Source organism: Neobittarella massiliensis (ex Bilen et al. 2018) (genome assembly GCF_014269355.1).
Taxonomy (GTDB): Bacteria; Bacillota; Clostridia; order Oscillospirales; family Ruminococcaceae; genus Neobittarella; species Neobittarella massiliensis.
Genome location: NZ_JACOGI010000001.1, coordinates 729,206 through 743,080, shown reverse-complemented (window position 1 = coordinate 743,080; position 13,875 = coordinate 729,206). Strand labels below are relative to the sequence as shown.

At 63.3% G+C, this 13,875-nt stretch carries 11 protein-coding genes; 3 read left to right on the top strand and 8 right to left on the bottom strand.

Translation table 11 applies throughout. The annotated features are described in order from the left end of the window. Window positions 1-12: 12 nt before the first annotated feature. From H8K20_RS03385 to H8K20_RS03350, 8 genes are all read right to left on the bottom strand, one after another. Window positions 13-1,377 carry an MATE family efflux transporter gene (locus H8K20_RS03385; protein WP_129589456.1) on the bottom strand — a complete coding sequence of 455 codons (1,365 nt, stop codon included), beginning with the start codon at window positions 1,375-1,377 and terminating at the stop codon, window positions 13-15. A gap of 73 nt (window positions 1,378-1,450) precedes the next feature. After that, on the bottom strand, window positions 1,451-1,681 hold the full coding sequence (locus H8K20_RS03380) for a DUF3006 domain-containing protein (protein ID WP_186487482.1): 231 nt from the start codon (window positions 1,679-1,681) through the stop codon (window positions 1,451-1,453). A 149-nt stretch (window positions 1,682-1,830) separates the two neighbouring features. After that, a complete protein-coding gene (locus tag H8K20_RS03375) occupies window positions 1,831-2,013 on the bottom strand; it encodes a hypothetical protein (RefSeq protein ID WP_186487481.1) in 183 nt (60 codons plus the stop codon). 48 nt (window positions 2,014-2,061) lie between these two features. Beyond that, on the bottom strand, window positions 2,062-3,021 hold the full coding sequence (locus H8K20_RS03370; protein WP_186487480.1) for a ComEC/Rec2 family competence protein: 960 nt from the start codon (window positions 3,019-3,021) through the stop codon (window positions 2,062-2,064). Further along, window positions 2,961-4,952, bottom strand: coding sequence for a YgiQ family radical SAM protein (locus H8K20_RS03365; RefSeq protein WP_186487479.1), 1,992 nt, complete (start codon window positions 4,950-4,952; stop codon window positions 2,961-2,963). The genes H8K20_RS03370 and H8K20_RS03365 overlap by 61 nt, the downstream gene beginning before the upstream one ends. 85 nt (window positions 4,953-5,037) lie before the next feature. Then, window positions 5,038-7,539: a DNA translocase FtsK gene (locus H8K20_RS03360; RefSeq protein ID WP_186487478.1), complete on the bottom strand. Its 2,502-nt coding sequence runs from the start codon at window positions 7,537-7,539 to the stop codon at window positions 5,038-5,040. Window positions 7,540-7,677: 138 nt separating this feature from the next. Then, window positions 7,678-7,890: a YlzJ-like family protein gene (locus H8K20_RS03355; protein ID WP_105205678.1), complete on the bottom strand. Its 213-nt coding sequence runs from the start codon at window positions 7,888-7,890 to the stop codon at window positions 7,678-7,680. Between the two features lie 828 nt (window positions 7,891-8,718). After that, window positions 8,719-9,465, bottom strand: a complete 747-nt coding sequence (locus H8K20_RS03350; RefSeq protein WP_186487477.1) for a ClpP family protease — start codon at window positions 9,463-9,465, stop codon at window positions 8,719-8,721. Between the two features lie 319 nt (window positions 9,466-9,784). On the opposite strand from H8K20_RS03350, the gene H8K20_RS03345 reads away from it, so the two are divergent. The 3 genes from H8K20_RS03345 to H8K20_RS03335 all read left to right on the top strand — a co-directional run bounded on the left by H8K20_RS03345 (window position 9,785) and on the right by H8K20_RS03335 (window position 13,867). Then, window positions 9,785-11,725 carry an aconitate hydratase gene (locus tag H8K20_RS03345; RefSeq protein WP_186487476.1) on the top strand — a complete coding sequence of 647 codons (1,941 nt, stop codon included), beginning with the start codon at window positions 9,785-9,787 and terminating at the stop codon, window positions 11,723-11,725. Between the two features lie 5 nt (window positions 11,726-11,730). Next, window positions 11,731-12,897, top strand: a complete 1,167-nt coding sequence (locus H8K20_RS03340; protein ID WP_105205682.1) for an isocitrate/isopropylmalate family dehydrogenase — start codon at window positions 11,731-11,733, stop codon at window positions 12,895-12,897. Window positions 12,898-13,216: 319 nt separating this feature from the next. Next, a complete protein-coding gene (locus H8K20_RS03335; RefSeq protein WP_370738827.1) occupies window positions 13,217-13,867 on the top strand; it encodes a redox-sensing transcriptional repressor Rex in 651 nt (216 codons plus the stop codon). Window positions 13,868-13,875 lie beyond the last annotated feature (8 nt).

Here is a 13,875-nt window from a genome sequence, read left to right as displayed (position 1 = left end):
CCCGGTACCGGCTCACACCTCTGCCCGCTGCGGCGCCGGCTGCAGCAGTTTCTTTTTCTCCCGCCGGTACAGCACCGCCAGCACCAGCAAAAAGGCGGTCCAGCCGGTGCCGGTGCCCACGCACACGCTGATGAGCCCCAGCGACCCGGCCAGCAGGTAGGTCAGCGACACCCGAATCGCGATCTGAAAAACGGTGCCGTACAGCGACACGTTGAGTTTGCCGATGCCCCTGAAAAAGCCCTGCATCATGTCGCCCATGGCCGGCATGATGTAAAACAGCGCCATCGCGTGCATATAGGCCACCCCCTGCTGTATCACCGCCGTCTCGCCGGCATTTACAAACAGGGCGGTAAACGGCGCCGCCAACAGGTACATGCTCACCACCATCAGCGCGCCGTAGCTCCAGGCCATGACACAGCCGCGGCGAAAACCGGCAAAGATGCGGTCAGTGCGCCGGGCCCCCTTGTTCTGGGCAATAAAGGTGGTCACCGCGGTGGCGATACTGTTGCCCGGCGCCAGCACAAAGCCCTCGATGCGGCTGACGGCATTAAAGGCGGCGATAGCGTCGGTGCCCATGGGGTTGATGGCCCCCTGCAACAGCAGCTTGCCGATAAAAAAGCAGGTCTGCTGCAGCGCCGCCGACTGGCTGTACCCCACCGTCTGCCGCAAAAGCCCGGCGTCCAGCACCAGGTCCCGGCGCCGCAGGTGCAGCTGGGGCATCTTTTTGGCGGTGTAAAAATAGCACAGCACCGCCGACAGCCCCTGCGCCAGCACCGTGGCCACCGCCGCCCCCGCGATCCCCAGCTCTAACCCCACCACAAACCACAGGTCCAGCAATACATTGATGGCCGAAGACAGCACCAAAAAGTACAGCGGTGAGACCGAGTCCCCGGCCGCCCGCAGCGCCGCCGTGTAGATGTTATACAAAAAGGTACACACCAGCCCGGCAAACACCACCGCCAGGTACTGCTTGGCCCCCGCCATCAGCTCCTGCGGGGTCTGCATCAGCCGCAGTACCGGCCCGGTCAGCAGCACCGCCAGCACCGATACCACCACCGTAAAGCCCAGCCCCGCCAGCACGCAGGTCGAGAACTCCCGCCGGCACTTTTTCATGTCCCCCTCCCCCCAAAAGGTGGCCATCAAGATCGAGGCCCCGGTGCACAGCCCGATGATGGTGAACATGACGATGTTCATCACCGGCGCCGCCGCCCCCAGCGCCGCCAGCGCCCGCTTGCCCACGAACCGCCCCAGTATGATGGAATCGGCCGCATTGTAAAACTGCTGAAAGATGTTGCCCACCAGCAGCGGCAGGGCAAAGCGCAGTATGTGCCCGGTCACCCCGCCGGTGGTCATGTCGCGTGTGTTCGCTCTGGCCAATGGTCTCTCCTCCTCTGTCCCGCCCGCTCACCGCGCGCGGCCGAGCGCTTTTTACATCAAAAAAGAGGGGCGTTCACCGCCGCCCCTCCAAGCGGCGCAGCAGGGCCTCGGCTCGCTGTTGTCGCCTCTTTTTTTCCTCTGGGTCCAGTGCCCAGCCGCTCTCGGTGCGGCGCAGCACGTCGCTCTCCTGCACCACAAAGTCCAGCTGGTCCAGGGGCAGCAGGTGCAGCGCGCCGCCGTCGTCCTGACACACGGCGGTCTCGCCCTCCAGGCGGTCTACGCTCCAGTACTCCTCCACCGTCATCTCCCCCTCCTTTTTATCCGGTCTTTACACCCCCGCGGGCGGGCGTCTTTTTATCTCCCGGGGCGGTCCCATATGCCCCTGCCCCGCTCGCGGCGGGCGGCACATCCTCATCTTCGCGCGGCGGTCAAACAGCGGTCAAACGCAAAGTTCTATCGCTTTATGCGCGCCCGCACCGCGCTGTACACGGTCACCGCCAGCGCCACCAGCACCCCGGTGCCAAACAGCCGCACCGCCCAGTCGCCCAGCCAGCCGGTCAAAAGGCACAGCGCCAGCAGCGCGGTAAAAATAGTCAGCGCCGCGGCGCTCACTCCCAGTAACACCCTGTTTTTCATCTGCTCTCGCTCCCTCTAGGCACCGCCGGGCCATACCTCCGGCGCCGGTCACTTCTGCGTCTGTACGGTGATGTGTTGGCCGTCGGTGTTAAACAGCAGGTTTCCCTGCAAGTCGGTGCGGTACAGCGCCACGCCGCGGCTGCCCAACAGGTCCAGCGTCTGCTGGCTGGGGTGTCCGTAGCTGTTGTCGGCCCCCACGCAGGCCACCGCGTAGGCCGGCGACACCGCCTGCAAAAAATCGGTAGAAGTCGAGGTGTCGCTGCCGTGATGGCCCAGTTTCAGCACGTCGGCGCGCAGGTCTGTCCCCGCGCCGAGCAGCGCCTTCTCGCTCTTTTTCTCGGCGTCGCCGGTAAACAAAAACCGGGTCTGCCCGTAGGTAAAGCGCAGCACTACCGAGGTGTTGTTGGCGTCCTCGTACTGCTCGGTGGGCCCCAGCACCTCGATCTTGCCCTCGTCAAAGGAGAACTGCTGCCCCGGCGCGGCATATACCAGCTCTGCGCCAGTCTCGTCGGCCGCCTGCAGCATGTCCAGGTAGGTCTTGGTGGTGGGGGTCTTGCCCGGGGCCGATTTGGGCATCAGCAGCGTCTTGGTGGGGATGGCGCGCATCACCACGTCCAGCCCGCCGATGTGGTCACTGTGGGCGTGGGTGGCCACCACCATATCCAGCTCGGTGATCGACAGGCCCTGCAGGTAGGCCACCACCCGCTGGCCCTGGTTGTTCTCTCCCCCGTCGATGAGGATGTTCTTGCCCCCCGACTGGATGAGCGCGCAGTCTCCCTGCCCCACGTCGATAAAGTGTACCGCCCCCGGTGCCTGTGGCTGCTGCACGTCCGAGAGGCCCAGCGTCTCCAGCCAGCCGCCCAGCTGCGGCAGGTAGTCCCGCCCGGCGGATACCAAAACGCAGAGCACCGCCATGAGCGCCGCCAGCAAATAGCCGTATTTTCCCTTTACCGGCCGCCTTTTCGTTGTCCGCCGCCGCTTTTGCGGCTGCCGTTTTGCGCCTGCCATCGGTCTGCCCCCTTTCCGGTAGCGGGCCTTTTACCGCGCCCGGCCGGGCTGCCCTTCTTCCCGCCGGGGCGGCGGTCCCGCCCCTTTTGCGGGCGCTGCTGCACCTTTTCCCTTCTGGCCTGCAAAATGGCCGCCGTCTTCTGGTCCGGGCGCACCAGGCAGTTCTTTCCCACGCCGATCAGGTCGGCCCGGCCCGCCCGAAGCAGTGCCTCGCACACCAGCGCGCGGTTCTGCGGTAAAAAGTACTGGATCAGTGCCCGCTGCATGGCCTTCTCGTGGGGGTCGGTGGCCACGTAGACCGGCTGCAGGGTAAACGGGTCCAGCCCGGTGTAGTACATGCAGGTCGACACCGTGTTGGGGGTGGGGTAAAAGTCCTGCACCTGCTGCGGGTGCAGCCCCTCCTCCTTTAAAAACAGCGCCAGGTCGATGGCCTCTTTTAAGCCGCTGCCCGGGTGGCTGCTCATCAAATAGGGCACCAAATACTGCTTCTTGCCGATCTTGGCCGTCTTTTTGTAAAACTGCGACTGAAAGCGCTTGTAGGCGGCGATAGCCGGCTTGCCCATGGCCGCCAGCACCCCGGCGCTGCAGTGCTCCGGCGCCACCTTCAGCTGTCCGCTCACGTGGTGGGCCACCAGGTGGTCAAAAAAGCTCTGGTCCTTATCTAGGTTCAGGTAGTCAAAGCGGATGCCCGAGCGCACGAACACTTTTTTGATGCCCGGTATCTTCCGCATGTCGCTCAGCAGCTCATCGTACTCCCGGTGATCCACCTGCAGTCGCGGGCAGGGGGTCGGCGCCAAGCACTTTTTGTTTTTGCACATGCCCCGCTCCAGCTGCCCGGAACAGCTGGGCTGCCGAAAGTTGGCAGTGGGGCCGCCCACGTCGTGGATGTAGCCCTTAAAGCGCGGGTTTTCAGTCAGCGCCTTTGCCTCTTTTAGCACCGACTGGGTCGAGCGGCAGGTGATGTGCCGCCCCTGGTGCACGGCGATGGCGCAGAAATTGCAGGCGCCAAAACAGCCCCGGTTGTGGATGATGGAGAACTCCACCTCTTTGATGGCCGGCACCCCGCCCAGCTTCTCGTAGCTGGGGTGGTAGGTGCGCTGGTAGGGCAGCGCGTACACGTAATCGAGCATCTCGGTGTCCAGCGGCTTGGCCGGCGGGTTTTGCACCAGCACCCGGTCGCCGTGCTTCTGCACCACGGTGCGCCCGCGGGCATAGTCGAACTCCCCGTACTGGATGGCGGTGGCCTTGGCGTAGCTCAGTTTGTTTTCCCGCACCTTCTCAAAGCTGGCGCACTCCACAAAGCCGGGTGCCAGCTGGTCGCGGGTGGTCATATAGCAGGTGCCCCGCACATCGGTAATGGCGCTGATGGGCTCGCCGGCGGCCAGCCGGTCGGCCAGCTCGATGGTCTGGTACTCGCCCATCCCGTACGAGATGAGGTCCGCCCCGCTGTCGGCCAAAATGCTGGGCCGCACCTTGTCATCCCAGTAGTCGTAGTGGGCAAACCGCCGCAGCGAGGCCTCCACCCCGCCGATGATGATGGCGCTTTGGGGGTAGAGCCGCCGCACCGTGCGCGTGTAGACGGTCACCGCCCGGTCCGGCCGGCGGCCCATCTCGCCGCCGGCGGTGTAAAAGTCGGTGCTCCGGCGCTTTTTGGCCACCGTGTAGTGGTTCACCATCGAGTCCACATTGCCCGAAGATATCATAAAGCCCAGCCGCGGGGTGCCAAATTGGGTAAACACCGCCTCGTCGCCTATGTCCGGCTGGGGCAAGATGGCCACCCTGTAGCCCCGGTCCTCCAGCAGGCGGGTGATGATGGCGGCGCCAAAACTGGGGTGGTCGATGTAGCTGTCGCCGCTGATGTAGACAAAGTCCACCTGCTCCCACCCCCGGGCCTCCATATCCGCCCGGCAGATCGGTAAAAAATCTCTCATATGTAAAATTCCTTATATCCTGTATCGCGGCAACTGCCGCTCTGTTTAAAGCGGCAGTTGCCGACCTTATCGGGCAGCGCTGCACCTACTGCTCTCTGGCGTTCATCTCCAGCCACTGCTGCCGGGTGATGAGCACCCGCCGCGGCTTAGAGCCCTCAAACCCGCTGATGATGCCTTTCTCCTCCATGGCGTCGATGATGCGGGCGGCGCGAGCATAGCCCAGTTTCAGCTTGCGCTGCAGCATCGAAGTCGATATCTGCCCCAGGTCGACAGCCACCTCGATGGCGTCGGGCAGCATGTCGTCATCCTCGTCGCCGTCACCGCCGCTGCCGCCTTTGCTCTTTTCGGCCGTGGCTTGTTTCTCGATCTCCTCGATGATCTGCTCGTCGTAGGTCTTGGGCGTCTCGGGTTTTATAAATTCCACCACCCGCTCGATCTCCTCGTCGGTGACAAAGCAGCCCTGCAACCGGGTCGGCTTGGAGGCCCCCACCGGGAAGTACAGCATGTCCCCTTTGCCCAGCAGTTTTTCCGCCCCCGAGCCGTCCAGTATGGTGCGCGAGTCGATCTGCGACGAAACCGCAAAGGCGATACGGCTGGGGATGTTGGCCTTGATGACGCCGGTGATCACGTCCACCGAGGGCCGCTGGGTGGCGATGATGAGGTGCATGCCGGCGGCGCGGGCCATCTGCGCCAAGCGGCAGATGGCATCCTCCACCTCGCCGGGGGCGGCCATCATCAAGTCGGCCAGCTCGTCGATGATGATGACGATACGGGGCAACTTCTCCATGTCCTCGCGGGCCTCGCACAGCTTGTTGTAGCCGCCGATATCCCGCACGTTGTTGGCGGCAAACAGCTTGTAGCGGTTTAGCATCTCGGTCACCGCCCAGCCCAGCGCGCCGGCGGCCTTATGGGGGTCGGTCACCACCGGCACCAGCAGGTGGGGGATGCCGTTATAGATGCCCAGCTCCACCACCTTGGGGTCCACCATCAACAGCCGCACCTCCTCGGGGGAGGACTTGTACAGCAAACTGAGGATGATGGAGTTTATGCATACCGACTTGCCCGAGCCGGTGGCGCCGGCGATGAGCACGTGGGGCATCTTGCCGATATCGGCCACCTTTACCGCCCCGGCGATGTCTTTGCCCAGCGCCACCGTCAGCGGGCTGGACGCCTCTCGAAAGGTGTCAGAGGCCAGCAGCTCGCGGATGCCCACCACGCTCACGTTGCGGTTGGGCACCTCGATGCCCACCGCCGCCTTGCCGGGGATGGGCGCCTCGATGCGCACCCCCACCGCCGCCAGGTTCAGGGCGATGTCGTCGGCCAGGTTGGTTATCTTGCTGATCTTCACCCCGGCGTTGGGCTGCAGCTCGTAGCGGGTCACCGCCGGGCCGCGGCTGATGTTGATGATGCGCGTCTGCACGCCAAAGCTCTTGAGGGTATCTACCAGCCGGTCGGCGTTCTGCCGCAGTTCATTAGAGATATCGGCGTTGGCCGGTCCCCGGGTGGCGTCCAATATGCTCACCGGCGGGAACTTGTAGGGCGGCGCCTGCCCCGGCGCCGGGGCGGGCACCAGGTCGATGGGCGGCATCACCTCCACCGCCCCCTCCAGCGGCGAACTGTTTTTCTCTTCTGCGGCGGCAAACGGCAGCTCCGGCCCGGTGGCCGGGGCCGGCTTTTGGGCGCCCGAGGGGCTAAAGATCTCCGCCGGGCTGGGCCCCTGCTGCTCGGCGGCCACCCGGCTCACCAGCTCGTCTATATCGCCCAGCGGCTGGGCCCTCTCCCCCACCGGAAACGGCTCGATGGGGTCCTCGTCAAAAATGTCGTCCACCACCGGTACCGCCGTCTGTCGGTCTCCCTCGGCCGATAGCTCCTCCACCGGCGCGCTCACCGGGATCGATGCGCTCACCGGGGTCGGCGGCTCCTCGTCCAGCGGGATATCGATGGGGTGGGTGTTGCCCAGATCGATGTCGATGGCCGCCTTTTTCTGGCGCTGCTGCTCTCTTTTTTCCATCTGGCGCTCGATCATCTGCCCGGCCTGCTTCACCGGCTGCGACACGCTCTTATGCAGGTCTACCAGCGTCTTGCCGCTGTAGATCATCAGCCCCACAAACAGGGTGATACACATGATGAGCACCGCCCCGATGCGGCCGCACAGCGCCGAAAGCGGCCAGCCGATCACGCAAAACAGCAGACCACCGCCCTGCTTGGCTGAACCGGTGGCCCACAGATTCACAAATTTGTCAAAAAAGTTGTTGCCGGCCAGCTCGGGCGAAAACATCAGCTGCAGCAGTCCGCAGCCAAAGGCCAACGCCCCCAGCGCGATCAGAAAGGGCCACAGGATCGAGCGCTTTTTCAGCGCGCAGTCCAGCGACAGGTAGCAGATCAGCGGCCCCACCGCGTAGGTGCACAGCCCAAACAGGCCAAACAGCGCGCTGTGCAAAAAGCGCCACACGTTCTCCCCCGCTATAAAGGTGAGCGCGGTGATGAGCAGCCCCGCGCCAAAGGCGATGACCGCCGCCATCTGCTGGTGGAACACCCGTTTTTTTTCCGCCGCTGTATTTTTGCGTCTCGTCGTTTTGGTGGCCATAGTAGAGATACGCTCCTTATATGTAAATAAAATGACCGGTCCGACCGGTCCGGTCAGCTCGCCGCGCGCCCCGCCGCGGCGGAGTATGTAGGGCCCGGCACCAGCCGGGCGATCAGCTTTGTCTGTGCCCTGTACGCCTTAAAAGTAGTAGATGCGCCGGCACCCCGGCGGCAGCTGCCGGCCCGGGGCCAGCTTGGGGTCTAAAAAGGCGCTGGGGTCGGTGGTGCACAGCCGCTGTATACAGCCGTTTTGCACCTGGCAGGGCACGCCCCCCACACTGCGGTAGTCGGCCGGTCGGCTGACTTCGCTACCCATTATCATACCATAAGGAACGACGGTGTGTAAAATCATAATTTGTCCCCTCCCACCGGGTTTTTAAAAATAGCTGCCGACGGCCGCGGTGCGCGCTCTGCCCCCAGCTGCGGCCGCCATCTGTCACTGTCCCATGCCCGCGGCCGCCCCCAATATCTCCCACGTCACACTACCAGTACGGCCGGCGGTCTGCTGCCGGCCAAAAATTGCCTGCACAACCTGCACAAGTTCTGCACGAGCACAAGTTTTACACGGGTCCTGCACTGATCTTGCACAGGTTTTGCACGGGTTTTGCACGGGGCGCACAGGGTAGCGGTAGGCCTGTCCAGTACAGGGGCGGGGCCAAGTCGGCATGCGGTCCTCATCCACATCAAGAGCGGCGCGCACCGCCGCCCATTTTTCCCGCCGCACGGCTCGCCCGTTCCACCGCTCTTCTGCTCCACTGCTTTTCTGCTCTACTGCTTTTCTGCTCCATTTTCCGCCGTGTCAGGCCGCCGCCCTCTATATAAGGAGGAGCCGTCCACTGTCCGAAAGCGCCCAGTCCGCCAAAACGGCCAAAAAGCCCGTGTCGCTGTCTCTTTGCGCTGCCGCATGCCGCTCTGTCCACCGCTCTTCACGCGTCGAGCTTCTTGACCGGCGGCCAAAGTTCGCCGTGCGCAGTACACTGTGTACAGTACACAGTACACAGTGCAGCGAGTACGCCGCCTGGCCGAGAGCTGTGTCGGCTCTACATGCCCACGGCGGCGCACCGCCAAGGCAGGCGTCCTGCTCCGCGCGCCAGGCGCCGCCGGTCGTCTCCCCGCCTCACCGTCTCCTCGGCCCGCCGAACCACACGCGCAGGCCATCGGCCAATACCGGTCTGTGGCGCTACTCGGCTGTCTGCTCCTCATGCTGGTGCCGGCTCTCTATCTCCTGGTACAGCCAGTCCATGGCGTCCTTCAGGCCGCCCAGCTGGTCGATGAGCCCCTCTTTGGTGGCCCGCTCGCCATCGAGCACGGTGCCCACGTCCATGGCCAGCTCGCCGGTGGTCATCATCAGCTCGCGAAAGCGCTCCTTGGATATCTGCGAGTTCTGGGCCACGAACTTCAAAATGCGGTCCTGCATCTGCTCAAAATACGAAAACGACTGCGGCACCCCCAGCACCAGCCCGTTGAGCCGCACCGGGTGCACCGTCATGGTGGCCGACGGGGCGATGAACGACCGCTTGGCCGCCACCGCCAGCGGCACACCGATGGAGTGGCCGCCCCCCAGCACCAGCGACACGGTGGGCTTTTGCATGCCGGCTATCAGCTCGGCAATGGCCAGCCCCGCCTCCACGTCGCCGCCCACAGTGTTGAGGATCACGATCAGCCCGTCGATGTCCTCGTGCTCCTCAATGGCCACCAGCTGGGGGATGACGTGCTCGTACTTGGTGGTCTTGTTCTGCGGCGGCAGGATGTAGTGCCCCTCGATCTGGCCAATGATAGTCAGGCAGTGGATGGTGCGCTCCCCCTTTTTCACCGTCACCGACCCCATCGAGGTGATCATCTGCTGCTCGGCCTGCTGCTCCTCCCGCTCGGTCTGTTCTTCCTCTCTCTCCTCCTGGTCTGCGGCGCTGTTTTGTATCTCCTGCATGGCTCTTCCCCTCTCTGTGGCGCATCGGCCCCGCTGCAGCCGGCGGCTGCCCGCGTCCCGATGTACTCAAAATCCTGCTGTGCAGCAGCGTCCGCCAAACTGCCGTTTTGCAAGCTGCACACAGCTTTTGGTTTAGTATCTGCCAAAAAATGCGCCTTATTCGGTGCTGCGGCCAGTAATCTTCCTAAATTTTGCAAGTTTTGATTTCTAAAAATTCAAATCCTGCCAGAATTTACATTGACAGACGGCCTGTATTGTTTTAAAATGGTGGAGTACTATTTTAAAATTGCAGCAAAAACAGAGAGGACGGGATACCACTATGGGATATACACTGGCCCAAAAGATCATCAAAGCCCACCTGCTCTCGGGCGAGATGATCCCCGGCAGCGAGGTCGGCCTCAAGATCGACCAGACCCTCACCCAGGATGCCACCGGCTCCATGGCCTATCTGGAGTTCGAGGCCATCGGCATTCCCCGGGTCAAGACCGAAAAGTCGGTCGCCTATATCGACCACAACACCCTGCAGTCGGGTTTTGAAAACGCCGACGACCACGCCTACATGCAGTCCATCACCAAAAAGATCGGGGTAGATTTCTCCCGTCCCGGCAACGGCATCTGCCACCAGGTGCACCTCGAGCGCTACGGCGTCCCCGGCAAGACCCTCATCGGTTCTGACAGCCACACCCCCACCTGCGGCGGCATCGGCATGCTGGCCATCGGCGCCGGCGGTCTCGACGTGGCCGTGGCCATGGGCGGCGGCGCCTACTATATTCCCATGCCCGGCACCATCAAAGTCGAGCTCACCGGCCGCCTGCAGGGCTATGTCAGCGCCAAAGATGTCATCTTAGAGGTGCTGCGCCAGCTCAGCGTCAAGGGCGGTGTCGGCTACGTGGTCGAGTACGCCGGCGAAGGCGTGTCCACCCTGTCGGTGCCCGAACGGGCCACCATCACCAACATGGGCGCCGAGCTGGGGGCCACCACCTCCATCTTCCCCGCCGACGAGGTCACCCGCGACTTTCTGCGCGCCCAGGGCCGCGAGAGCGACTTTACCCCTCTGCAGCCCGACAGCGACGCCCAGTACGACAAGGTCATCACCGTCGATCTGTCGGCGCTGCGCCCGCTGGCGGCTTGCCCCCACTCCCCCGACAACGTAAAACCGGTATCTGAGCTCTGCGGCATCAAGGTCGACCAGGTGTGCATCGGCTCCTGCACCAACTCGTCGCTGCGCGACCTGCTGCGGGTGGCCGGCATGTTAAAGGGCCAAACGGTGGCCGAAGGCGTCAGTCTCACCATCTCGCCGGGCTCCAAGCAGGTCTTTGCCATGATGGCCGACTGCGGCGCGCTGGGCGATCTCATCGCCGCCGGCGCCCGGGTGCTGGAGTGCACCTGCGGCCCCTGTATCGGCATGGGCCAGTCGCCCCGCTCGGCGGGCGTGTCGCTGCGCACCTTCAACCGCAACTTTAAGGGCCGCAGCGGCACGGCCGACGCCCAGGTCTACCTGGTCAGCCCCGAGACGGCGGCCGCCTCGGCCCTCACCGGCTATATCACCGACCCCACCACCCTGGGGCAGGCAGCCGAGGTGGTCATGCCCGAGCGCTTTACCATCAGCGACAACCTCATCGTCCACCCCGCCGGCGCCGACGAGGCGCAGGCCCTCGAGATCCGGCGCGGCCCCAACATCAAACCCTACCCCCAGACCGCCCCGCTGGCCGAGGATATCCGCTGCGAAGTCACTTTAAAGGTAGAGGACAACATCACCACCGACCACATCATGCCCGCCGGGGCCAAGGTGCTGCCCTACCGCTCCAACGTGCCCAAGATCTCCGAGTTCTGCTTTGTCGCCGTCGACCCCGATTTCCCCGCCCGCTGCAAAGAGAAGGGGCAAGGCATCATCGTCGGCGGGCACAACTACGGGCAGGGCTCCTCCCGCGAGCATGCGGCGCTGGCCCCCCTGTATCTGGGGGTCAAGGCGGTCATCGCCAAGAGCTTTGCCCGCATCCACAAGGCAAATCTGGTAAACGCCGGCATTTTGCCGCTGGAATTTGTCAGCGAAGCCGACTACGACGGCGTCGAGCTGGGCCATGCGCTGTCTATCTGCGGCGTGCCGGCCGGCCTGAAGGCCGGCGGCGACCTCACCGTCACCGACAGCACCACCGGCCGCAGCTTTGCCGTAAGAGCCGAGCTGTCGGGCCGGCAGATCGATATCCTACTCGCGGGCGGCCTGCTGCCCTACACCAAAAAAATAAGCGAAAGGCAGTGAGCAGTATGACCAGAGAAGAGACCATCAAAAGAGCGTGTGAACACTTCGCCAAGGTGCTGGAGGGCCAGCTGGACCGGGTAGAGATGATGAAGGCGCAGGGCGATTTCGTCGACTACCAGAATCTGGATAAACTCATCATCGGCGTCTGCGGCGGCGACGGCATCGGCCCCCGCATCACCCACGAGGCCGAGCGGGTCGTGTCCTGGCTGCTGGCCGATAAGGTGCGGGCCGGCAAGGTGGAGTTTCGCGAGATAGACGGCCTCACCATCGAGAACCGGGTGGCCCACAAAAAAGCCATCCCCGACGATGTGCTGGCCGAGCTCAAGGCCTGCCACGTCATCTTAAAGGGCCCCACCACCACTCCCCGCAAAGGCGATAAGTGGCCCAATATCGAGAGCGCCAACGTGGCCATGCGCAAAGAGCTCGACTTGTTTGCTAACGTGCGCCCGGTCAAGGTGCCCGAGCAGGGCATCGACTGGACCTTCTTCCGCGAGAACACCGAGGGCGCCTACACCCTGGGCTCCAGCGGTCTGGCCGCCGACGACGACCTCTCGGTCGACTTCACCGTCACCACCACTCAGGGCACCGAGCGCATCGCCCGCCTGGCCTACGACTTCGCTCGCAAAAACGGCAAAGAGCGGGTGTCCATCATCACCAAAGCCAACGTGGTCAAAGCCACCGACGGCAAGTTTTTAGAGCTGTGCCAAAACATCGGCAAAGAGTACCCCGAGATCATCACCGACGACTGGTACATCGACATCACCACCGCCAAGCTCATCGACGAAAAGCGCCGCCGCGACTTCAAGGTGTTCGTGCTGCCCAACCTGTACGGCGACATCATCACCGACGAGGCGGCCGAGTTCCAGGGCGGCGTCGGCACCGCCGGCAGCGCCAACCTGGGCAAGCGCTACGCCATGTTCGAGGCCATCCACGGCTCGGCCCCCCGCATGGTCGACGAGGGCCGCGACATCTACGCCGACCCCTGCTCCATGCTGCGCGCGGCGGTGCTGATGCTCTCCCACGTGGGCTATCAGCAGGAGGCCGACAAGCTGGAGCGCGCCCTGGACATCTGCATGTACGAGGAGCACAAGATGCAGTGCACCGGCCGCGACACCGGCTGCACCTGCCAGCAGTTCGGCGACTACGTGATGGAGACCATCCAAAAGCTGTAGAGCACAAGCACGCGGCCGCCCACGGCTGCATGCGCACACGTACACAAGCACACACGGGCACATGTGGATACACCGGATTATGCGGGTGTTTTTGCCCAATGGTCTCGTGAATATTTTGTCATATCATCCGATATTATTCTCTTTGCCTAAACCGACATTGCGGTTTTCGTAAAAATGCTATAAAATACGAGGAGGGAGGCAGCAATGCCTCCCTCCTATTTCCTGTCTCTGCCGTCCGGCGGTGCCGGCAGTTTTTAAACGATGCCTGACACACGATAAACGATATACGATACTTTTTTGATTGGCGAGGTAGATGTCTGTGAAAAAAAACACGGTTTCCTTTTCTGTCATCCGCCGGCTGCCCCGGTACTACCGCTTTCTGGGCGATCTGCTGGCCAGCGGTGTGGGCCGCATTTCCTCTAAAGAGCTGGCCGAGCGCATGCACCTCACCGCCTCCCAGATCCGGCAGGACCTCAACTGCTTCGGCGGCTTTGGCCAGCAGGGGTACGGCTATAACATCCATCAGCTGCACCGCGAGATCGGCAAGATCATCGGCGTCGACCACGACCTGCAGGCCATCCTCATCGGCGCCGGCAATCTGGGGCAGGCGATCGCCACCCACATGCATTTCGAAAAGCGGGGCTTTACCCTCACCGGCATCTTCGACTGCGACGCCCAAAAGGTGGGGCGGCAGGTCGCTGGCCTGCAGGTGCAGCACAGCGACGATCTCTCCGCTTTCTGCGCCCAGCGCCACCCCACCATCGCCATCCTCTGCATTCCCAAAACAGCCGCCGCCCAGGTGGCCGAGTCGCTCGTCGAGCTGGGCATCACCGGCTTTTGGAACTTCAGCCACTACGACTTGCGGGTGGACCACAAAAACGTAGTGGTCGAAAACGTCCATCTGGGCGACAGCCTGCTCACCCTGTGCTACCAGGCGACCCACAACATCCACACCCCCGACTTTTTGTAACTAGGAGA